The sequence below is a fragment of the Streptomyces barkulensis genome (assembly GCF_002843305.1).
In the GTDB taxonomy this organism is placed as follows: Bacteria; Actinomycetota; Actinomycetes; order Streptomycetales; family Streptomycetaceae; genus Streptomyces; species Streptomyces barkulensis.
Window position 1 is genome coordinate 25495 of record NZ_PGSG01000118.1, and the last position, 21816, is coordinate 47310.

The following is a 21816-nucleotide window of genomic DNA, read 5'->3' on the forward strand; positions in this document are numbered from 1 at the left end:
GGCCGGGTGGTCCGCAGTGCCGTGACGGGGGAGCGTCCGCGGAGCCGTCCGCGGGTCCGTCGAAGGGGCGCGGCGTCCGGGGGTGTCCGGGCAGCGCCCTGTCAGTTCAGCAGCAGGGCGCTGTCCCACGACGTCGCCGGCGCGGCCCCCGTGGCGTAGGTGTGAAGGGCCAGGGCGATCCCCGCGGCTCCTTCCAGGAACCCGGGGCGGTCGAGGTCGCGCGGCGCGAGCGTGTGGCGGTACCGGTAGCCGAACGGCGCCCCCGCGTCGAACCGGTCCACGACCCGCGCCGCCAGTGCGTCGGCGTCAGCCCGGTAGTCCTGGTCGGGGCTGTCGTGTGCCATGCGCAGCACGATCTGGAGCAGCCCCGCCCAGCCGTGACAGAGCGCGGAGTCGCGGACCAGTTCATCGCGCGCCGCGGCCAGCGCGCCGCGGACGGCGGCATGGGCGTCGGCCCGCCAGTCCGCACGGTCCAGCGCGACGCCCGCCAGGTGGACGGCACGCGCCGTGCCCGCGGCCCCGTAGCACCACGAGTCCCGTCCGCGCCCGGGCAGCTCTCCTCCCTTGAGGCAGGTCAGTGTCACCAGATGCGGCCAGCGCGGTCCGGCCCCGTCGGTCGTGCGCCAGTGGGACAGCAGCGCCATGATCCGCTCGATGGCCTCGTCCTGGCGGGCCACCCGGAACCCGGCCCGCCGGGCGACGGAGAGGAGCGCCAAGGGCCCGCAGACGCCGTGTGCGAGGCCGATGTTGAGATGCTCCGCCAACCCGTGCTCCAGACCGTCGGTGATCCACCACGCGGGCAGCCGGGTCCCGTGTCGCGTGACCTCGTCCGCGGTGGCCACCGCCACCAGTGACTCGAGGACCTCGGCCAGTGCGTCCCCCGCCGCCTGCCGTGCCTCCGGTTCGGCCGCCGACTCGTACCGGGCGAGCAGATAGCGGCCGATCCCGGCGGTGCCGCCGAGAACGTCGTACCGGTCCCAGGCGCCCACCGGTTCGCCGGCGTGCACCCTGTGCAGATCGGCTCGCGCGCGCTCGCGCGCCTGGTCGGTGATGTGCCGGTCCAGCCCGGACAGCATGCCGGCGTAGCCGCCGAATCCGGTGGCCGCGGCCTGCCCGGCGAACGCGAGTGCGACCATGCCGCCGAACAGCGACTGGGGCAGCAGCCGGATGCCGCTGCCGAGGGCCGCGGACAGGTGCGCGTGCGCCCGGCCGCGCGACCTCGGTGTGCGTACGGCCAGTTCCGAGAACAGCAGGCTTACTCCGGGGTGGCCGTCGGAGAGCAGAAGGGGATCCCACACGGGCTGCGGATCGCCCGGATAGCGCATGAGGTTGTCCGGCGCGCCCGCGGCCTGTGCCACCCGGCCCGGATCGGCGAGCCGTTCGGCGATCTCGGCCACGATCCCGGCGGCCGCCTCCCGGTGGGCCGGGGCCCGGTCAGCGGGGGTCGAGACGGATGACGGCACGGAAACTCTCCAGTTCCTGCAGCAGATGACGGACCTCCGCGCGCCGGTGCGCGGGCAGGTCACCGACGCGCACCACCTCGCCGGCGTCCAGCCGGCCCAGCACCTCGGCGGCCTCGAGGCCGGCGGTGCCGGACGAGACGTTGCCGTTCGCCGCGTACCTGCGGGCGCCCTCGCCGGGCGCGGCCAGCAGGGGCGCACACGCCCGGACGGGGGTGTCGTCGTCCAGCGGCCGCGGTTTCGCGGGCGGCTCGGTCGGCCAGAACCCGCCGGCCGTTTCGACCCGCAGGGCCAAAGCGGTGGCCCGGTCGGTGAACCGGTCCTCGTCCAGGCAGTGCGCGAACGCGTCCAGGGCGTCGCCGAGGGCGGTGGGCAGCTCGCCCGACAACTGCCCGTCCGGACCGGCGTCCGGGGTGAACAACGGCGCCGTCGCCCGCGGACGGGTGCCCCGCAGCAGATCCTTGATCTCGTAGTACGGCCGGTGTTCACGGCGGGGGATCCCCACGTTGACGCTGGTCGCGGGCTCGTCGCCGGCGCTCTCCCCGACGTGGTGGTACCGCGACGGCCAGTACAGCAGGTCCCCCGGCTCGACCTCGGCGACGAAGGAGGAGTCCAGGTAAGGCCGGTAGTCCAGCACCGTGTGCACCGGCTCGGTCCACGGGCGCTCGTCCCAGAACCGCATCCGCTTGGTGCCCCGTACGCAGAACATGAACGTGGCGAAGCGGTCCTGGTGCACGCCGACGGGACTGTGCTCGTAGGAGCCGTGGAACATCGTGGAGCCCGCGCTGTGCGCGGGCCGGCCGACGCGCTCCCACAGGCCGGCGTAGAACCGCTGCGCACGCTCCCACAGGGGGTGGGAGAACGCGTGGAACAGGTGGACCACGAGGGCGTAACGCTGTCCCTCCAGCCGCTCGGCCATACGCCGCTCGTAGCCGTCGAACGAACGGTCCGACCGTTTTGGCAGGCAGTCGCGCGGCTGTGTCTGCTGCCGCCGCTCGACGAGGAGCTGGACATTGCGCGGCACGGCGAGCGGGTGCGGCGGCAGGGTGCCCAGCACGGCGGACTCGAACACCTCCGCCTCCGCGAAGGGCCCACTGCCGACGCCCTTGTACAGCACGGGTCCGCGGTCCCAGAACCGGTCGACGAAGACGTCCCAGTCCAGCGACTTCTCCACGGTCAGTGTCATCCGGCAGGCACCTCCACCACGTCGATGCCGCGCAGCCGGTACAGCTTGTCCAGCAGCGCGAGCACGCCCTGATCGCCATCGCCATCGCCATCGTCATCGCCGTCGCCGCCGGCTCCCATGGCGCGCAGCACGTCGGCGACGCCGGTCTCCTCGCCGTCGCCCAGTGCGGGGTACACCCGGTCGCTCGCGGCTCTCGGCAGGGAGAAGACGTTCCCGTTGACCGCCCACACCACCTGTCCGGGCCCGTCGGGCATGCGGACGATCTCGCCGGTCCGCCGGATCCGGGTGTGCCGGGTCAGCGGGACGCCCTCCCGCGGTACCGGGATCGGTTCCAGACCGGCCGCGGACCGCAGCGCCGCCCAGCGCACGCGCAGCGTCCTGTTCAGCTGCTCGCTGCCCACGAGCGTGCGCAGCTCGTCACCGAGGGCGGTCAGGTGCGACAGCGCCCCGTCCTCGTCGTCGACGCGCGATCCGCCGCCGAAGGGGAAGTACGGCACGGTCTCGTCGTGGCCGCGCCGGCCGTGCACCAGATCGGCGAGCAGGTCCCGCAGGGCGGTGAAGGGCAGCCGCCGGTCGACCGGAATCCGCAGGCGCAGCGCCACACACCGCTCGCGGTAGACGTCCACGTGCCGCCGGTCGCCCGGCCAGTACAGCAACTCGCCGGCCCCGGCGCTCATGGTGCGCGCACCCTCCGGGCCGTGTTCCGGGCCGGCGATCCCGGCCGGCGGGGGACCACCGCTCTCGTCCCACAGCCGCACCTCCATACGCCCCCGCAGCACCCAGGTCAGCGCCGCGTGCGTGGGCTCCGCGGCGGCGCCGGTGTGCTCGGTGAACCGGTCGCCGACCAGCACTTCGGCGGTCACCGGGAGGTTCGGCCAGCCGACCTCCCGCCACAGCCCGCTGACCGCGGCGCGCACGGCGGACCAGAGCGCGAAGTCCAGGAGCAGCGGCTGACGCACGGACAACAGGTAGCCCTGCCCGTGCACGTCGGAGTCCAGCCGGTCGAGGTAGTCGTCGAGGGTCCGGTCGCCGGTGTCCGGCAGGAGTGCGCCCGGCGCGCGCAGCCAGCCGTCGCCGACCAGCAGACGGACATCGGGCATCACCCAGAACCGGGTGCCGGCGCGGAACGGGGCACACGACCGGACGGTCAGGGCGTACATCTCGCAGGGCCCGGCCGGAGGCCGGGCAGGCAGCCGGGCCGGCTGCCTGCCCCAGTACCGCTGCCCGAACAAGGCCCAGTCGACGTCGCCGGGCGACTGCCGCGTCCCGGTGGTCGCAGTGGGCAGGGTGGTCATGACGCCTCCCTCTTCGCCAGGGGGAACCGCTGCCGGATCCGTTCGGTGTAGTCCGCCAGGGGCTCCATGCCCATCGCGGCGCGCCGGCGGTCCACGTCCTGCGGCTCCTCGATCGGATACGGCACCAGCTCGCCGGCCACGGCCTCGAACTTGGTGCCGTACACCTGGGGGACCTCGTCGGCGAGGCACAGTTCGTCGGTCAGGTACGCGACCTCGCGCCAGGGCAGATCACCGTCCGCCGCCGCCTGCCGCATCAGCTCCAGGCAGTGCCGGCGGAAGTCCAGGTGGTCCCTCGCGTGCTGCACGAGACGGCTCGCCGCGGAGGCGGCCGCGACGCCCACCATCCCGCGGCCCGGCCAGCCGTGTTCGGCCACCACGGTGGCCAGCCACGTGATGCCGGCGTCGGTCAGCGACCGCAGACGGCGCTCCGTCGCGGAGTCGGCCATTCCGTCCTGCGCCCACGGCATCCGCAGAGCGCCGTCGAGCCGGTCCAGCCGCAGCAGCCGGCGGCGGATCTGCCCCGCCTGGGTGGGCTCGACCGGTACCTCGGGGGCGTCCACCGCGTCGATGCGCAGTCGTACCTTCTCCCGGTCCCAGATGTAGGTGATCCGCCTGCCCGCCTCCGGCCAGTCGAAGCCGGCCCGGCCCTCGGCGGGGCTCTCCAGGTGCAGCCGCACACCGAGCGACTCGTCGGTGACGACATGCTCGGCCACATCGTCGAAGACATGCTCCACCGCGTCCCGGAGCGCGACCCCGAGACCGGCGAGCACCAGATTCGAGCACTCCAGGAGTTCCGGCAGCGGTGGCCGGCCCCCTTCGGGCTCGGGCCGGGCCGCGACCCTGGCCGTGGCGAAGGGCCGCGGCGGCGGCTCCACCCGCAGCACCGGTCCGCCCTCCAGCGAACGCACGAAGTAGGGCACGTCCATGCGCCGGAGCTGGTCGAGCTCCGCCCGGTCGAAGTGGACGTCCGCCTCGGCGGGGACCGGTGCGGCACCGCCGCCGGACAGCCACCGTGGCACCAGTGCGTCGAAGTACCGGAAGGTCGGCTGCCGCAGCACCCGGACGTAGTGACCCGCGGTGGCGGCCGACAGGAACCGCCGGAGCGCCGGCCGCTGCCGGCACATCAGGGTCCAGGCGTCGAACATGCCGCGCAGCATCGCCGGCAGGTAGGGGCCGTACCCGGCCCGGCCGCCGGTGTCCGCGACCACGGTCCGGGTCTCGGTCCTGGCGTAGGGCCGGCGCCGGCGGTGCAGGCGCAGCGTTCCGTCCGGGGCCTCGTGCCAGCACACCGGCGGGCCCTCGGCGCTGCACCACCGCGGCGTGGCCTCCAGGCCGACGTGGTGCTGGTCGATCTCGGCGGTCGGGTCGTACAGCAGGCCCGTGTCGTAGAGCCGGGCGACACGGCAGAAGTAGATCTCCAGATCGATGGGGTACAGCAGCGGTTCGCGCTCGCCGGGCCTGCTTCCGGTCACCACGTTGCCGCCGATCAGGTCGGTGACCCCGAAGCCGAACATCGCGGCGGTCAGCGAGCCGGTGCGGTGCCAGAACCGCACCGCCTCCCGCGGCGACAGCCGCGTGCCGGTCAGCCGCCACGGGCCGGAGGAGCGGATCGGTCCCCACTGGGCCGGCGGCTCGATCCATTCCTGCCACAGGTAGCCCGGGCGGGCGCCGGACCAGCACGTCAGCACCGGAAGGCGGACCTCTCCGGACGCCCTGGGCGAGTTGTTCAGCAACTCGAACACCGATGCCGGCGGGCCGGAACCGCCGCACGCGGTGAACAGCAGCTCACCGGAGGCGGGCCGTGGCTTGTACGCCACCCGGCCGCCGCCGGCACAGTCGAGGCGTAACACCCGTTGCCGGCCGTTGTGGGTTTCCTCGCCGTGTGCCCACAGACCGACGACCGGTCCCCGGAAGGCCGGGGTGTCGGGCCAGCAGGTGCTCATGTCCCGCTGCAGCCGGTCCAGGAAGAGCGTCAGGAACGCCTCGCAGCGTGCCGCCCACTCCGGCACCCGGTCACGGGCGTACCGTGCCCGTCCGGTGGCGCAGGCCACGAACGCCTCGGACACCACCGGCCCGAAGAGATCGGCGTTGACCACGTCCAGCACGCCGGGGGCCACGACCGTCGCGTGGCGACGCGCCGCAAGGACGCACCAGCCGTCCAGCGTCTCCAGCATCTCCAGCAGCGGCGCGAAGCGATCGTCCCGGAGCGCGTGCGCGAGCATGCGCGCGTCCGCCGTGCCACCGAGCAGCCGGTCCTCCACCACCGTCCCCTCCGGGCCGGCCGTGACGACCGGGGGGAACAGTCCGCCCGCGGCACCTTCACGGACCGCGGCGACCACTCGCCGTGCCACCGGCGGAAGTTCGGCCGAGGCGTCCGGGCAGGCCTCTCCGGCCGGAACACCCATTTCCCACAGCGGCTCGATGTCCGCCGGCACATCCGACAAGGTCCGCCCTCTCCACTCACCGACGCGGGGTGCTCGGATCCCTCCGGGTGGTGCCGTCGGCCGACGGCACCACCCGGGCCGTGTCAGCAGCAGTAGAAGCCCGCACACGAACCACAGGCGGTACCGCTGCCCGAGTTCGTCGGTGACGCCAGAGGCGGGATCTCCTGCTCCAGATCGCCGATCACCAGGTCGAACACCTCGTCGGCGTGCTGCTCGGGGGCGGTCTGGTCCTTCTCCTGGAGTGTTTGCATGAACGTTCCTCTCAGTCGAGTAACGGATGCGCCGTTCGATACCACCGGAGCATCCGGACCACGTCAAGGGGGCGTGGTGTCACCATGTGTGGTCGACCGGACCCCTGGAGTGGGGACTTGTGGGTGCGAAAACAGGGGTGCGCAGGGGGGGCGCGCCCAGGGCGGCGGGTCCACCCGGTCGAGCCGCGGGTGTTCCGACCATGGGGATCAGGACCGCGGGAAGGCCGCCGAAGCCCGCCGGGCCGGTGTGCCGTCCTCGTCCGGGACCGGCATCGCCCGTCAGGAGCGGTCGAGCCAGGCCCGGCACAGCCACCAGGCGTCGACGGCCCCGAAGGTCCCGGCCGGGTCGATCCCGGTGACGCCGGAGAAGCGCTGGATCCGGTTGCGCACCGTGTTGGGGTGGACGAACAGCCGCCCGGCCGCCGCCGGCACATCCCGGTCGGCCTCCAGCCAGGCGCGGACGGCCAGGGCGACCGGCTCGGCGTTCGCGCCCAGCCCGGCCAGCGCCGCCCCGTGGCGGTCCAGGAGCACCGCCGCCAGGTCGGCCCGGTCCACCACCGCTGCCAGCGCCGCCACCTCGGCGACGTGCACCACGCCGGACCGCCCCGCCGACTCGGCCGCCGTGAGAGCGTCCACCGCGAGACGCCGTACGAGTGCCAGCCCTTCCGGCTCACCGGGGCCGGCGAGCCCGGCAGCCGCTCCCGGCCGGACCACGGCGCGGGCGGTGCGGTCCGGGGGCCGCCGGGCGTGCACGGCGACCAGCAGGCCGTCCACCAGCGCGGACAGCGACCGGGCGCCCGGGTCGCGGGGCGCGCGGTCCGGGACGGCCGCGACCTGGGCGTCCTCCGGCCGGGCGACCAGCACCCACAGCCCGCCCGCCGCCGGCAGGCCCGCCTCGGCGGCCGCCAGCGCCGCCGCCGAACCGCCGGCGAACAGCCGCCGCAGCAGCGCCGCGTCCCGCTCACCGCTCGGCGGCCCCTGGCCGGCCCCGGTGGCGCGATGGGCGGTGATCAGCCGGACCCGTACGGCCTCGGCCCAGTCGTCGTACAGCTCCCGTGCGTCCAGCAGCCGTTCGGGCGCCACCCCCGCCGATCCCGCCAGCTCCCGGGCGCGGGACCAGATCGCACGCTCGGCCACGTGCACGGCCGCGAGCACGGCCTCGATGGACACGCCCTGGCGGGCGCGCGTCACCGCCAGCTCCTCCACGAACGACAGCTCCGCCTCCGTCGGCCCCCGGCGGGCCGCCAGCGCCCGGGTGGCAGCGGCCAGCAGCGCGCGGGTGTGCCCGGCGATGTCGGCGGCGGGCAGGGCCGCGATCTCCTGCACCATCGTGCGGACGGCGGCCACGACCGAGGGCAGCATGTCGTCCTCGCCGACGACCCGCTCGATGAGGTCGACCACCGGGGGCCAGTCGTCGCGCGTGTGCATCCCGCCATCCTGCCCGCCCTTGTGGCCGGGAACAACGCGGGGGCCGAAACGGGTGACGCACGCCATGTCCCGGCCGGTGGGCCGCACCTACGGTTGGGTCCCACCACAAACCGACCGCCGCCGTCGCCCCGCCGTCCCGACGGCCCGGACGCGCCTCCGCTCCCGCCGGCCGCCCCGCCCGCGCGCGGTGACCGGCGCTCGCCCGCAGCCCTCCCGTACCGCCCCAGGAGACGCCACCATGCCCCCTCCCCGCCGTGTCGCCGTGATCGGCGCCGGAGCGGCCGGTCTCGCCGCCACCAAGGCACTCCTCGACGCCGGCCTCGACACCGTCACCTACGAGAAGGGCGACCGGCCCGGAGGGCTGTGGGCCCGCGACAACAGCAGCGGTCTGTCGCCCGCCTACGCATCGCTGCACCTCAACACCAGCAAGGGCCGCACCCAGTTCGCGGACTTCCCCATGCCGGCCTCGTGGCCGGACTACCCCTCGGCCGACCTCGTGGCCGGCTACCTCGCCGACTACGCGCGGACCTTCGGCCTCGTCCCGCACATCCGCTACGGCACCACGGTCGTCTCCGTCGAACGCGAGGACGAGGACGAGGACGAGGACGAGGACGAGGACGAGGACGAGGCGGAGACCACCGCAGGGCATCCGCGGCCGGCCCGCCCCGCGGCCGGGGACCCGCCGGGCACCGGACACGCCTGGCGCGTCACCACCGACACCGGCGACACCGCCCGCTACGACGCCGTCGTGGTCGCCAACGGCCACAACTGGGACCCCCGGCTGCCCGAACCGGGCTACCCCGGCGGCTTCTCCGGAACCAGCATCCACGCGCACGAGTACCGCACCGCCGAGATCTTCCGCGACCGCCGGGTGCTTGTCGTCGGCATGGGCAACTCCGCCATGGACATCGCCGTCGACGCCTCGTACACCGCCCGCGGACCGGTACTGCTCTCGGCCCGCCGCGGGGTGCACATCGTCCCCAAGTACCTGTTCGGCCGTCCGGCCGACGCGACCGGCGGCGCCCTGTCCGTCCTGCCCTGGCGGATCCGGCAGCGAATCGCCGAGACCCTCCTCAGGCTGGCCGTGGGACCCCCGCAGCGCTACGGGCTCCCCGCCCCCGCCGGCGGCCTCTTCCAGAACCACCCCACCGTCAGCGACACCATCCTGCACCGCCTCACCCACGGCGAGGTGGCAGCACGCCCCGGCATCGACCGCTTCGACGGGGACCGGGTCGTCTTCACCGACGGCCGCTCCGACCCGGTCGACGTCATCGTCTGGGCCACCGGGTACCGGGTCACCGTCCCCTTCCTCCCCACCCGCTGGACGGGCGGGGACCCCGAGCGGCTGCCCCTGTACAAGAGGGTGTTCCACCTGGACGACCCCGATCTCGCCTTCATCGGGCTGATGCAGTCGACCGGCGCCGCCCTCCCCGTCGTCGAGGCACAGGCCAAACTGGCCGCCGCCCACCTGTCCGGCGCCTACGCACTCCCCCCGGCGGCGGAGCGGCGGCGCTCCACCGACCGCGATCTGCGCGACGCCACCGCACGCTGGGGGAGCGACCGCAGGCCGCGGATGCGGATCGACTTCGACCGCTACCTGGCCGACCTGTCCCGGGAGACGAAGGCCGGACGCGCCCGCGCGCGCCGCGCCGCCGGCCGCCGGGCCGCACCGGCCCCCCGCGCGCAGAACACCGAGGAGAGCACCGTATGAACACCGGCCCCCACGCCGCCGCCACCGCCCGCACTTCCCCCGGGGCCGCTCTCGCCGCCCTGCTGGGCGGCGGCCGCCGCGACGCGCGCGGCCTGCGCGTTCTCGTCACGGGCGCGTCCGGCACCTTCGGCCGGGCGCTCTCCGCCCGGCTCGCGGAGCTCGGCGCGCACGTCGTCGGTCTGGACCTCGCCCCCGGGCCGGACGACCCGGTCGAGGTCCTGGCCTGCGACATCACCGACGACGACGCCGTGTCCGGCGCGGTGGCGGGCGCCCTCGCCCGGCTCGGCGGCCTGGACCTGCTGATCAACAACGCGGGGATCGGCGGGCCCGCTCCGGCCGAACTCCCGCCCGGTCCCGAGGTCCGCCGCCAGCTCGACATCAACCTGCTCGGCACCTGGCGCGTGACGGCCGCCTGCGTGGACGCCCTCGTGGCCTCCCGGGGCCGGGTCGTCATGCTCTCCTCGCGGATGGCCGTCCTGCAGCTGCCCCTGGCGGCCGCGTACGGCGCCTCCAAGCGCGCGCTGGTGGCGTACGCCGACGCGCTCCGACTGGAGATCGGCACCCATGTCGGTGTCAGCTGCGTCTACCCCTCGGCGGTGCGCAGCCCCATCCACGACTCGACCGCCGCGGCCGGGCTGTCACTGGAGGGGATGAGCCGGTACGAGCCGCTGGAAGGCGTGGTGGAGACGGTGCTCCAAGCCGGGCTCGGCCGCCGGGTCCGCCGCGACCTGGCCACCACCCGGCGGGGAGCGGTGGAGATCTTCCTGGCCCGCCATCTGCCGTCGCTGACCGACCGGATCGTCGCCCGCACCCTGGCCGGCCGCGTCCGGTCCGGCGCCCTCGACGGCGCGGAGCCGGCCGCCGGTGTCGTCCGGCGCCACGGAGGCCGGCCGTGACCGCCGTCCCCGCCCTCCCCGGCCCGCCGGCGCGGGAGGCCGCCGAGCCGGCCGGACCCCCGCGGCGGGCGCGGGCCGGCGACCTCGTGGCGTACGCCACCGGCTCGGTCGGCATGGGCGTGTGGGTCACCGTCCCCGGGCTGCTCCTGCTGTACTTCCTCACCCACACACTGGGCGTCTCGCCGTTCCTGGCCGGACTGACGCTTTTGGTGCCGAAGATCGTCGACGCGGTGGTCCACCCGCTGCTGGGCACGCTCTCCGACCGGCAGGCCCGCCGCGCCGGGCACCGGCGGGGCATGCTCCGCTGGGGACTGCTGCTGCCGCTCTCCCTGGCGGCCCTGTTCACCGTGCCCGCCGGTCTCACCGGGCCGGGGGCCGCGCTGTGGGTCGGCGGCTGGTTCATCGCCGGCAACCTGCTCTTCGCGTGCTTCCAGGTGCCGTATCTGACGACACCCTCCGACCTGCGGATCGGCTACCACGAGCGCACCCGGGTCTTCATGTTCCGGATGCTCTTCCTGACCCTGGGACTGCTCGCCTCCGGGGTCGCCGCACCGGCCCTGGTCGCCTCGGGGGGCCGCGGGGACTACTCCCGGATGGCGGCGCTGCTGGCGGTGGGCATGGCCGCCTCCGGGGTGATCGGCCTCGCCGGCGTCCGGCGGCTCACCGGCCGCTGCGGCTTCCGCCCGCCCGGCGGGCACGCGCACTCCGTCCTCGCGGACCTGCGCCTGGCCGGGCGGGACCGCGACTTCCGGGCGCTGGTGCTCTCCTACCTGTTCACCGGGACCACCACGCACCTCTTCCTCGCGGCGCTGCCCTTCTACACCCGGTACGTCTTCGGGGACGGCGGTCTCACCACCGTCTTCATGGGCGGCTTCCTCGCCCCGGCCGTGATCGCCGGGCCCGGCTGGCTGTGGCTGTCGCGCCGGGTGGGCAAGCAGCGCGGACTGCTGCTGGCGCAGGGGGCGTTCATCGCCGGTTCGCTGGCACTGCTGCTGGGCGGATCGGCCGGCGTGGCCTTCACGGTCGTGGTGGTGGTGACCCTCGGCACCGCCTTCGCCGGGCTGCAGCTGCTGGCCTTCTCGATGGTGCCGGACGCGGTGGCCGCGGCGGAGACCCGGGGCACGGCCCGCGCCGGCGCGTACACCGGCGTCTGGACGGCCACCGAGGCGACGGGGACGGCCCTCGGGCCCTATGTGTACTCCGCGGCCCTCGCCGTCGGCGGCTTCGTCGCCACCACGGAGGGGCACACCGTGGCGCAGCCGGACTCCGCGCTCACGGCACTGCTCCTGGGCTTCACCGTCCTGCCCGCCGCGCTGATGGCCGTCGCCGTCGCCTTCCAGCGACGCTGCGGCCTGGACGAGGCCGCGCGTCGCTGACCGGGGGGTCCGCGTCCGGGACGGGGTGAGGGGCGCGGAGGTCCGTCGCCCGCCGAACGGCCGGCATCCCGGCCGGGCGCGGGGCGGCGCGGGATCAGCCCCTCCGGAAGAACTCCACCTCCGCCAGGGCCAGGTGACGGCCCTCGGTCAGGTCGACGGCCGAGCGCAGGACCAGACGTACCGTCTTCACGTCGCTGATCCCGAGGGGGAACGTCTGCGGGCCCGGTTTGTCACCGAGGGTGAGCTTCTCGCGGTGCCTCGTGCCGTCCTGCCCCGTCACCTCCAGGTCCACACGGAGTGCGCGTGCCTGGCGGGCGTAATCCTCGGGGGACTTGGACGCACCGTTGATGATGATCATATCGACCAGCCGGAACGGCTCGCGGAAGGTGTAGGTCACCGAGGCGCCCGGTGCGGGCGCGCCCCAGTAGCGGTTGCTCACCCCGTCCGTGGTGTTCACCGCCGGGTGCCGGGGGACCTCGGCGCTCGCCTCGATGCCCACCGGGGTCACGGGCCTGGGTTTGCCCATCTTGTCCCGGGCGTCCTCGAACGCGGTGCGCCCGGCCGGCAGCAGCAGGAGAGCGCCCGCGCACACGGCCGCCACCGCGGCCAGGGTCACCAGGAACCGCACCGCCCGGCCCGAGCCCGCCCGCGCCCGGCGGCGCGGCGGCCACACGGTCCGCCACCACGGCGGCGGGGCGGGCTCGGCGGCGGGGTTCAGCGCTGCCGCGCAGCGCCGGCAGAACCGGCGGCCCGGCGGGTTGGGTGCGCCGCAGGCGTGACAGGGCGTCCCCGCCGCCTCGTCCGGCACCGCCGCGGGGCGTACGACGGGGCGCGGGGCCACCGGCTTCGCGGGGCGCACGGGCACCACGGGGTCCGGCGCCGTCGCCCCGGGGGCGGGGGCGGGGGCGGGATCGGGGGCAGGGGCCGGAGCCGGGGTCGGGGGCTCGGTGCGGTCCAGGCCGGGGCCGGTCCGCGGGGGAGGGCCCGTGCCCTCCTCCCGGCCGGGGTCGGCGCCGGGGCCCGCGCCGCTTCCGGTGGGCGCGGGCTTCTCCGCCGGAGGCGGCGCGGGTGCGGGTGCGGGTGCGGGCTCCGGCGCGGGTGCGGGCTCCGGTCGCCTGTCCGGAGCGGGCGGGGTGTCCGACCAGCCCAGGTAGGCGCCGCAGCTGCCGCAGAAGTCGTCTCCGGGGCCGTTGGACGTCCCGCACGCGGGACACACGTGCACGACGTCACCTCCCTTCGTCGGCGGGCGGACCGGGCAGGACCTCCACCCGGCAGACGGTGTGCACCGGGCACATGGCCCGGACGATCTCGCGGACCCGGTCCGGGTCCACCCTCCTGCCGCGGTCCGGCCACACCCGGACCAGGGGCCCGGCGGATGGTTCGGGCGGGAGGTCGGCACCGGCGGTGCTCGACCAGGACGCCCCGCCGTCCCCGGTCACCTCGGCGTGTACGCCGAGCGCGAGCCGCAGGCCCTCGACCAGGCCGCGCCCGGTGCCGCGCCACCGGTGCAGTTCCACCGCGCGGACGACCGCCTCGCGGCGCGACTCCACGGGCCACCGCGGGTCGTCGGCGGCGCCCACCCACGACGCCAGCCAGGTCAGGAAGTCGGCCGGAGCCACCCGGGGGTCGAGGTAGGCGGGCAGGTTGTCGAGGGTCGCGAAGACCGGCGCGAGGACGGTGTCGAGGCCGGCGGTGAACCGCTGCGCGAAGTCGTCCTCGGCGTACAGGGCGGGCAGTTGCCCGCCGATCGGGTATCTGCTCGGCAGTCCGGGTACGGCGGCGCGGCTCATCCCCGTGCCTCCGGCTCGACGGCCGTGACGGCCGTGACGGCCACCTGGTGCTGGTGGGAGAAGACCAGTGCGCCCGCGGCCACGTCGACGCGGTCCGCCGGCGCGCCCCGCCGCCCGGTGACCGGGTCGGCGGGGAACAGCCGGACGTCCTCCACCAGCGCGTTTCCGGTGGCGCGTTGCAGCACGCCGAAGACCTCCCCGTACTGCACCGGCCGCCCGAACGGCCAGCCGGTGCCGTCGGGGCCGCCGCGCAGCGGGTCGAGGTACCCGAACAGCGCGGCGAGCGCCTCGTCGCGCACCCGGTCGGTGTCGTCCGGCGCCGCCGAGAGCCGGGCCACCACGGTGACGCCCTGGTAGACCGGCGGCTCCACGACGAGGCGGGTACCGATCAGGCGCCGCTCGTCCAGACTCGCGGTGATCGCCCGGAGCACCTGCTCGGAGGGGATGAGCTGCTCGAAGCGGAGCCGGCCGTCCTCGTCGGCGACCGCGTCCGGCACCACCAGGACCCGTACCGCGCCCGCGCCGCCGGCGGGCAGGCAGCGGACCCGGCGCACGGAGGGCGCCGCCTGGCGGCCGATGATCTCGTAGTCCTCGGCGGTCACCGCGCGCTCCTGCATCCGCAGCGCGTCCGGCGCGCGCAGCTTGGCGTTGTCGACGGTCTCGCCGGCGACGCCGCCGCGCGCCGCCTCCCGGTTGACGACCCGCGCGACGTACGGAACGGAGCTGCGCAGTACACAGATCGCGCCGCGGGCGACGTTGCCCGCCGGGCCGCCGCCGGTGCGGTAGCGGGCCACCCGCACCCGGGCGCCCTTGGGCGGCACGGCGCCGCACTGCCGCAGCGTGCCGTCCGGCTCGCGCAGCACGGGCGGGAAGCCGAACTCGCCGGTGGTGGCGTCCACCCGGACATGCCGGTCGGCGGGCCCGGAACGGCCGAAGTGCTCCACCACATCCCAGCGCTGCCACCCCTCGCCCGAGGAGACCTCCACCACGGGTGGCTCGCGGTCGAGGAGGACCGGTGGGCGGCCGAGCCGGAACGTCTGTCCGGCGACCCCCTCCGAAGTGCCGAGCGGCACGTCGGTCACGGTCTCGGCGTGCTCGACGGACATGGTGCCGCCCACGGTGAACACGGCCGCCTCGCGCACCGTCGGGGACTGGGAGTAGAACGGCTGGCCCGGCTCCGCCTCGGTGACGCGGCAGCGCAGCCAGCCGGCCCGCGCCCCACCGATCACCGAAGCGGTGTGCCCGGCCGGTACGTACACGATGACCTCGCCGGGCCGGTTCAGCCCGCCGGTGGTGTCGGTGCCGGTCTCGCACACCTGCCAGCCGCCGCCGTTCCACGCCTCCCACACCAGCGGGGGCTGGCGCGGGTCCACGCCGACGCCCTCCACGCGGCTGTCCAGCCGCACCGCGACGATGCAGCGCGGCACCGCCGTCGGCAGGCCGAACAGCAGCGCGTCGCCCGGCTCCGGCGCCGCCTGGAAACACCGCACGTCGCGGCCCTCGGCGAGCGTGCCGGTCCGGTCGGTCTGGTCGCCGGTCCGGGGTGCGGTCACCAGTCGCGTCAGTTCGCTCGGCGCGATGCGCAGTTCGTCCGTGGTCGTGAACACCACGGCCTCGTCGATCTCGCCGCGCGCGGTGGTCACCTCGGTGCCCGCGGGCAGTGCCACCGTGTCGGGCTGCGGCGCCGACAGGTGGAAGTCGACCTCCGCCACGGCCGCGGCCGGCGGGAACAGGCGGACGCCCAGCAGGTCGAGGAAGGCGGTGTAGTTCTTGTCCGGGACCCGGTTCAGCCGGTACAGCAGCTGGTCCACGAGGTGGGCGAACGTCTCGATCAGGGTGACGCCCGGATCGGAGACGTTGTGGTCGGTCCACTCCGGCGCGCGCTGCCGCACGTACCGCTTCGCCTCGTCGACGAGCTGCTGGAAGCGCCGGTCGTCCAGATTGGGGGAGGGCAGGGCCATCAGTCGGCGCCCCTCTCCCCGGCCCCCTCGTCGGAGGGGATCGTGTAGAAGGGGAAGACCAGGTTGCGCCGGTCGTTGGTGGAGCGCACGGTGTAGCGCACGTCGATGTAGAGGGTGCCGGCCTCGACGGTGTCGAAGGCGACCACCACGTCGTCCACCGCGATGCGCGGCTCCCACCGCTGGAGGGCCTCGCGCACCTGCTGTGCGACGCGCCCGGCGGTGGCGCCGTCGCCGGGGGCGAAGACGTAGTCGTGGATGCCGCAGCCGAACTCGGGGCGCATGGGGCGCTCGCCGGGCGCGGTGCCGAGCACCAGGCGGATCGCCTCCTCGATCTCCCGGTCCTTCTCGACCATGCCGATCCCGCCGGTCGGCCCGACCCGCAGCGGGAACGCCCAGCCGCGGCCGATGAACCGCTCGCTCATCACGCGCCCCCGATCAGGACGTTCACGGCGCCGGTCAGGACCGTGGCGCCGCACACGCTCCGCCCGCGCGCCCGCGCGGCCGGCAGACCGCCGATGAGCACCGTGCCCGCGGCGAGCGCGGCCGGGTCGGGCTTGATCACGTTGGTCGGTCCCAGGGCCGCGTGCTGGGGGATGGGGCAGACGACCAGGCTGCCCACGACGGCGGCGGGGCGTCCGCCGATCAGCACGCGCGCCACCGCCGCGGCGGCGCCGGGCGGCGGGGCGGTGATCCGGCCACCGTGGTCGGTGGGGTCGCCGGTGCGGGCTGCGGCTGGCATGCGGTGCTCCTCGGGGAATGTCGGGTGAGGGTGGACAAGGGTCAGTTGATCCGGATGAGCCGGGCCTTGAGGACGCCGAGCAGACCGCCGTCGACGGTGACGTCCGAGCTGCCGGTGACGCTGACCGAACGGCCGCCGACCTTCACCCCGGCGCTGCCGTTGATGTCCACGTTCCGGCCCGACACGCTCACGTCGCCCCGCCCCGCGTCCAGGGTGATGCCCCTGTCGTCGAGCCGGACGGAGGTGAGGGGCTGCCGGCCCGTCCCGGAGCGCACCGCCAGCTCGATCCGGCCTTGCCGGTCGTCGAGGAAGACCTCCAGGCGTCCGTCACCGGTGGTGAGCCGCACTCCGGACGGACCCGGGGCCCTCGCGTCCAGCAGCTCCACCCGGTGTCCCGAACGCGACACCACCGAACGGCGGTTGACCTTCCCGCTGGTGCCGTCGACCAGCGGCACGTCGTGGGGCGAGGGCCGGTCCACACCGTTGTAGAGCCCGCCGATGACGTACGGGCTGTCCAGCAGGCCCTGCTCGAAGCCGACCAGGACCTCGTCGTTGACCTCCGGGCTGACCACGCCCCCGCCGCCCCTGCCGCCCCACTGCACGGTGCGCACCCAGTCGGTGACGTAGGTGTCGTCCAGCCAGGGGAACCTCAGCCGTACCGCGCCGCGTTCGGCGCCGTCCGGCTCGCGCACGTCCGTCACCACGCCGATCGCCAGACCCGGCATGCGCGGGCCGCGGGACGGCGCGTTGGCGCCGGTCACCAGGCCGGTCAGGGAGCGGTCCGGGCTGGCGCTGACCCACACCGTCGTCCGGTACCCGCCGTGCGGGTCCAGGACATGCTGCACCGCCGTGGCCGTGTAGCGGCCGGAGAACGCCTGCCCGACGTTGCCGAGCGCCACGGGCCTGCCCGCCCGCAGCAGGGGATTGCCCTCGGCCACCGCCTCCAGCTCGGCGAAGCCCGCAGCGACCTGCGCGGCCGCGGAGCCCGCGACCGCCGTCGTCTCGGCCTGGGTGCGGTACGGGGTGTCCGTGACGGTCAGTTTGGCCGCCTTGCCGAACCGGGCGCTCATCGCCGGACTCAGGCCCGGGACCGCCGTCTCGCTGTCCACCGACGGATGCCGGGACACCAGCGGCCGCTTCGTGGTGACGTCCCAGCCGCGCACCTCCACCGACGACGCCCCGTCCGCGGCCGAGAGCGAGGCCCGCAGTGCCAGCAGGTTCCGGCCGTACTCCAGCACCATCGGGTTCCGTGTGGCCGGGGTCGAGACAGAGGGCGCGCCGGAGGCCGGCCGCGGCCGGGTGAACTGGAGCAGACCCTGGTCGTCGACGTGCACCTGTGCCCCGCTCTCGCCCGCCAGGTACTGCAGGAAGTCCCAGTCGGAGATGTTCGCCTGCGACAGCTGCCGGTAGGTGACCGGTGCGGCCTGCACGGTTCCGCAGGTCAGTCCGGCCCCGGCGGCCACCTTGCGGACGATCGCCGCGGCCGTCATGTTCCGGTAGGCCACCACCTTCCGGCCCCGCTGGAGGCGGTGCGCCCTGGAGTAGGCGCGCACCACCGTGAACGAGCCCGTGCGGTCGCGGTCCACCTCCAGGGCCGTCACCTCGCCGTCGAACAGCCGCTCGCGCGCCTGTCCGGACACGGTCACCACCGAAACCCGCAGCGGGGTGCCGATGGTGATGCCGGTCGCCTTCAGGAACTCGTGGTCGGGGTCGCGGAAGGTGAGCTGTGCCGCGTCGGGCAGCCCTACGTTCTCGTCCACCACGCAGCTCACCAGCTGGGCGGCCCAGACGGGCGGAAGCGGGGCGGGCGTCTCCACGACGGGGTCCGCCGCGAAGGACCGGCCGCCCCGCGCCTCGGATGTGGTCACCGCTCCTCCTCGCCCCCCGCGTCCCGCAGCCCCGGCACCACCAGCTCGGTGCCGGGTACGAGCGCCATCGGGTCGTCGATTCCGTTCGCCTCCGCGATGGCCCGCCAGGCCGTCGCGTCGCCGTACTCGCGCCAGGCCAGCAGGGCCAGGCTGTCGCCCGCCACCACGGTGTGCGTGCTGCGGGCGGCGCGCGCGCCGGACGTCGGGTTCTGACCCGGCGGGTCGACACTCGCCTCCTCGATCGACAGCGCGCAGGTGGCCCGCAGCGGCCTGCCGTCGACGTCGAACAGCGTGTACGTCACCGACAGGCTGGAGAGGACCCCGTCGAACGAGGTCGTCCGCGCGGTGCCCCACTCGAACCGCACCCACGGGCTGGCCGGCTTCTCGCGGCTCAGGCTGGCCGGGGTCGGCACGCACGCCTTCATCAGCTTCTCCACGGCCTGTTCCACGGAGTCGTCGTGGGTGGCGGTCGCGTCCAGGAACACCTCCAGGCTCAGCGTGCGCGGGCCGCTGCCGACGAACTCGGGCAGCGCCGACTGCCCCGCCATCCGGGACGGGGAACGGCGCCACTCGGTGGTCTTCTGCAACTGCAGGGTGGAGGGGTTGAACTGGAGGTCGAGCCGGGCGATCGTCCCGCCGGGCTTCGCGCCGACCGAGGCCGGGGGTTCCTTCAGGGTCAGCTGGGCCCTGGCCCGGCCGGCGCGGACCGCTGGGGACATGTGGGGATCTCCTTTCCGGGAGCGGGAACGGGGGCGTGAACGAGGGCGTCTGGGGGGAGGCGTGCGTGAGCGCGCGTCAGGAGGGGCGCAGCCCCTCGTGGGCGATCTCCAGGGTCTCCACCGCCGCCTGGGAACTGGAGGGATCGAAGGACGGCCCCTGCCAGCGCACCGGGACGATCCCGAACACCTGCCAGCCGACGATCGGGGTCAGGTCCGGTCTCAGCGCCACGATCTCGCCCTCCTTGGGTTCCACCCGCCGCAGCGTCTCGTCGAGCCAGCGGCCGATCTTCACCGTGTCCGCGGTGACCGGCCGGGTGAGCGTGATGTTCGACCAGGTCACACGCCCGGGCAGGTTCCAGGTGAAGCCGTTGTTGCCGCCCTCGGCGTAGCTCTCGATCTCGACCTCGGCACCCATGCCGGAGCAGGTGTGGAAGGCGCCCAGGTCGTCGCCGCCGATCGCGAGCCGGAAGAACACGCTCGTCGCGAAGATGCTGTCCGTCATCGGTCCGTCGTCCGTCCTTCGTTCCGTTCCTTCAGCGGCGTCCGTCGTAGGGGCGGCCCGTGCGCTCCCGGCCGCGCCGCAGTTCGGTACGGAGCAGCCGGGCCATCGGGTCGAGCAGGCGGCGCGCCAGGTCGTCCAGGTCGAGGCCGGGGTCCTGCGGCACCTCGGGGGGACGGGCCGTGCCCCTGCCGGATACGGACGGCGCGGAGGGGGCGGGCGGTGCGGACGGCGCGGAGGCCGACCGCGGCCGGCCGCGCGCCGGTACCTCCCTGGCCGGCACACCCGCGGGCACGGCGGCGCGGCCGGTGCCCGTGGCGGTGCGCTGGACCGGTCCCGCCGCCCGGCCGGTCCCGCCGCCCGCCGCCGGGCCGCGGACCGGAGCCGGCCCGGGGACCGGCGCGGCGTTCCGTGGCCGGACCACGGGGATGTTCCCCGCCGGTGCCGGTGCCGGTGCCGGTGTGGTCGGCGGGCGGTCGGCGAACGCCGGCGTCTGCGGGCCGGCCGCCGGCAGGGAGCGCGCCGGCACGGCGGGGGCCGGGGCCGCCCCGGAGGTCTGTCCGCGGGGCGGCGCGGGCCGGACGACCGGGACACGCCGGCCGGGACCGGAAGACCCGGCGCCCCTGGAGCCGGACGCCTTGGGACCGGGAGGCACGGGCACGGACGCGGCCCGCTGGATTCGCGGTCCCGCAGACCGTACGGGCTTGCCCGCGGTCGGCGCGGAGTGGTCCCGGGAGGCGGCCGGTGCGTCGGACCAGCGCGCCGCCACCACGGGAGTACGTCCACCGGGGCGGGAGACGGAGGGCTCCGCCGCCCCTTGCGGAACCCGGGTCTTCAGGGTGAGCGGGCGCGCGGTGAGCAGCGCAAGGGTGCGGTGCGCTGCCGGTGCGGTGTGCGAGTGCGACCCGGAGGGTGTCACGGTGAGGGGGCGCGGGCCGGCGACGGTCCGGGCGACGACGGCCGGGCCCGGCGCGGCGGGGGGCCGCCGGCTTCCGGAGCCCGGCCCGCCGCGCGCCGCACCGGGCCGCCGTGCGCTCCCCGCCGGGCCTTCCCCGCCCGCGGTGCCGACGGAGCCCCCCGGAGCCGGCTGGTGGGGGACGACGGACGGGGCCGGCGTCACCAGCGGCGTGGCGGGCCCGTTTCGGTGGCTCACGGGTCCGGACGGCGCGGTGTCCCCGGTGGGGGAGAGGTCTGCGGGACCACGCCGGGAGCCGTCCGTTCCCAGCAGCGGCGCACCCGCACCGCCGCCTCCCGGCGCGGGCGGTACGGCGGGCGGTACGGCGGGCGGTGCGGTTTCGGCGGACTCCCGGCCCCGGCGCGCCGGAGCGTGCCGGAGGTCCGGCCCGTGCGCCGTGCGGGAGGCGCGGTCACCGGATGGGAGGGAGCCGGACGGTTCGGCGCTCGGCGGCAGCGCGGACAGCGGTGCGCCCAGGCCGCCGCGCGTACGTGCCCCGGTCCGCCCCGCGCCCGGGCCCCGGCGCGGGGCGTCGTGGGCCGCTCCCCCCGCGTCGCCGTCGGACGGATCCGGTGCGCCGTCCGGTGCGCCGTCCGTGCGGCGCTGGACGACGGGCAGCGCCGGACCGGGCGCGGCTCCGGCGCCGGGCGCGGGCGATGTGGTCGGCGCCGCTGCCGGGGTCGGGCCGGGCTCCGTCAGCGACACGGCGGTGGGGGGCAGCCCGCTCAGCGGGGCGCCCAGGGGCGCGCGGCTTGCCGCGCGCGCGGTGGCGTGCTGCCCGGGAGCGGCTGAGCGCGCCCTCGCCTCGCCCGGTGCGGTCGAACCGGCGCCGGGTGCGTCGGGGGGCGTACCGGCGCCGGGTGCCGGAGCGGCGGCGGGCGGCAGGGCGGGGAGGCGGCGCGCCGGTCCGACCGGGCGCCGGGCCACGGTCGGAGAAGAATCGACCGGACGTGCCCGGACGAGCGGGCGGGACGCCTCGGAGCCGGCCGTGACGGCCGTCCCCGGCCGCCTGCCGCCCCGGGTGAGCCGTGGCTCCGCGACCGCCGCCGTGGCCGCCGTAGCCGTCGCCGCCGTCTGCCGGCCGGCCGGTTCGGAAGGTGCGGACCCACCGGGAGCGGGCCGGGTCGCGCTCCCGTCAGTGGCTGCGGCCGGGAGCACGGCCACGCGCCGTACCAGCGGGATCTCCGGAACGGCTGGCCGGGGGCCGCCGTCGGCGGGGGCCACGACCGGACCGGTGG

Annotated in this window: 18 protein-coding genes; 3 read left to right on the forward strand and 15 right to left on the reverse strand. The window is 75.7% G+C overall.

Features of this window, described 5'->3' with window-relative positions; translation table 11 throughout:
• Window positions 1-101: 101 nt before the first annotated feature.
• The 6 genes from CUT83_RS29705 to CUT83_RS27810 form a co-directional block, all read right to left on the reverse strand.
• Window positions 102-1463: a lanthionine synthetase C family protein gene (locus CUT83_RS29705; protein ID WP_107490872.1), complete on the reverse strand. Its 1362-nt coding sequence runs from the start codon at window positions 1461-1463 to the stop codon at window positions 102-104.
• Window positions 1435-2646, reverse strand: a complete 1212-nt coding sequence (locus CUT83_RS29710) for a JmjC domain-containing protein (protein WP_107490873.1) — start codon at window positions 2644-2646, stop codon at window positions 1435-1437. The genes CUT83_RS29705 and CUT83_RS29710 overlap by 29 nt, the downstream gene beginning before the upstream one ends.
• A complete protein-coding gene (locus CUT83_RS27800) occupies window positions 2643-3941 on the reverse strand; it encodes a hypothetical protein (RefSeq protein WP_101258570.1) in 1299 nt (432 codons plus the stop codon). Before CUT83_RS27800 ends, CUT83_RS29710 begins: the two co-directional genes overlap by 4 nt.
• Window positions 3938-6376, reverse strand: coding sequence for a DUF6624 domain-containing protein (locus tag CUT83_RS27805; protein WP_240957643.1), 2439 nt, complete (start codon window positions 6374-6376; stop codon window positions 3938-3940). The genes CUT83_RS27800 and CUT83_RS27805 overlap by 4 nt, the downstream gene beginning before the upstream one ends.
• 92 nt (window positions 6377-6468) lie before the next feature.
• Window positions 6469-6636 carry a hypothetical protein gene (locus CUT83_RS30435; protein ID WP_165869368.1) on the reverse strand — a complete coding sequence of 56 codons (168 nt, stop codon included), beginning with the start codon at window positions 6634-6636 and terminating at the stop codon, window positions 6469-6471.
• A 279-nt stretch (window positions 6637-6915) separates the two neighbouring features.
• The gene (locus tag CUT83_RS27810) at window positions 6916-8064 is read right to left on the reverse strand and encodes a PucR family transcriptional regulator (RefSeq protein ID WP_101258571.1); all 1149 of its coding nucleotides are present in this window, start codon (window positions 8062-8064) and stop codon (window positions 6916-6918) included.
• A gap of 238 nt (window positions 8065-8302) precedes the next feature.
• Here CUT83_RS27810 and CUT83_RS27815 point away from each other — a divergent pair, with 238 nt between their 5' ends.
• Genes CUT83_RS27815 through CUT83_RS27825 form a run of 3 tightly spaced genes read left to right on the forward strand, consistent with a single transcriptional unit; the run spans window position 8303 to window position 12047 of the window.
• Window positions 8303-9775 (forward strand): flavin-containing monooxygenase, encoded by a 1473-nt coding sequence (locus tag CUT83_RS27815; protein WP_101258572.1) that lies wholly within the window; start codon window positions 8303-8305, stop codon window positions 9773-9775.
• Window positions 9772-10671, forward strand: coding sequence for an SDR family NAD(P)-dependent oxidoreductase (locus CUT83_RS27820; RefSeq protein ID WP_101258573.1), 900 nt, complete (start codon window positions 9772-9774; stop codon window positions 10669-10671). Before CUT83_RS27815 ends, CUT83_RS27820 begins: the two co-directional genes overlap by 4 nt.
• A complete protein-coding gene (locus tag CUT83_RS27825; protein ID WP_101258574.1) occupies window positions 10668-12047 on the forward strand; it encodes an MFS transporter in 1380 nt (459 codons plus the stop codon). The genes CUT83_RS27820 and CUT83_RS27825 overlap by 4 nt, the downstream gene beginning before the upstream one ends.
• 94 nt (window positions 12048-12141) lie before the next feature.
• On the opposite strand, the gene CUT83_RS31460 is transcribed toward CUT83_RS27825, so the two are convergent.
• From CUT83_RS31460 to CUT83_RS31465, 9 genes are all read right to left on the reverse strand, one after another.
• Entirely contained in the window at window positions 12142-13269 is a 1128-nt protein-coding gene (locus CUT83_RS31460; protein WP_101258575.1) for a zinc ribbon domain-containing protein, read from the reverse strand.
• A gap of 4 nt (window positions 13270-13273) precedes the next feature.
• On the reverse strand, window positions 13274-13837 hold the full coding sequence (locus CUT83_RS27835) for a phage tail protein (RefSeq protein ID WP_101258576.1): 564 nt from the start codon (window positions 13835-13837) through the stop codon (window positions 13274-13276).
• On the reverse strand, window positions 13834-15798 hold the full coding sequence (locus tag CUT83_RS27840; RefSeq protein WP_101258577.1) for a putative baseplate assembly protein: 1965 nt from the start codon (window positions 15796-15798) through the stop codon (window positions 13834-13836). Before CUT83_RS27840 ends, CUT83_RS27835 begins: the two co-directional genes overlap by 4 nt.
• Entirely contained in the window at window positions 15798-16220 is a 423-nt protein-coding gene (locus tag CUT83_RS27845) for a GPW/gp25 family protein (RefSeq protein ID WP_101258578.1), read from the reverse strand. The genes CUT83_RS27840 and CUT83_RS27845 overlap by 1 nt, the downstream gene beginning before the upstream one ends.
• Window positions 16220-16537, reverse strand: coding sequence for a PAAR domain-containing protein (locus CUT83_RS27850; protein ID WP_101258579.1), 318 nt, complete (start codon window positions 16535-16537; stop codon window positions 16220-16222). The genes CUT83_RS27845 and CUT83_RS27850 overlap by 1 nt, the downstream gene beginning before the upstream one ends.
• 41 nt (window positions 16538-16578) lie before the next feature.
• Window positions 16579-18405: a VgrG-related protein gene (locus CUT83_RS27855; RefSeq protein ID WP_101258580.1), complete on the reverse strand. Its 1827-nt coding sequence runs from the start codon at window positions 18403-18405 to the stop codon at window positions 16579-16581.
• Window positions 18402-19124 (reverse strand): CIS tube protein, encoded by a 723-nt coding sequence (locus CUT83_RS27860; protein ID WP_101258581.1) that lies wholly within the window; start codon window positions 19122-19124, stop codon window positions 18402-18404. The genes CUT83_RS27855 and CUT83_RS27860 overlap by 4 nt, the downstream gene beginning before the upstream one ends.
• 76 nt (window positions 19125-19200) lie before the next feature.
• Window positions 19201-19626 (reverse strand): phage tail protein, encoded by a 426-nt coding sequence (locus CUT83_RS27865; RefSeq protein ID WP_101258582.1) that lies wholly within the window; start codon window positions 19624-19626, stop codon window positions 19201-19203.
• Between the two features lie 31 nt (window positions 19627-19657).
• Window positions 19658-19789, reverse strand: coding sequence for a hypothetical protein (locus CUT83_RS31465; protein WP_277347721.1), 132 nt, complete (start codon window positions 19787-19789; stop codon window positions 19658-19660).
• Window positions 19790-21816 lie beyond the last annotated feature (2027 nt).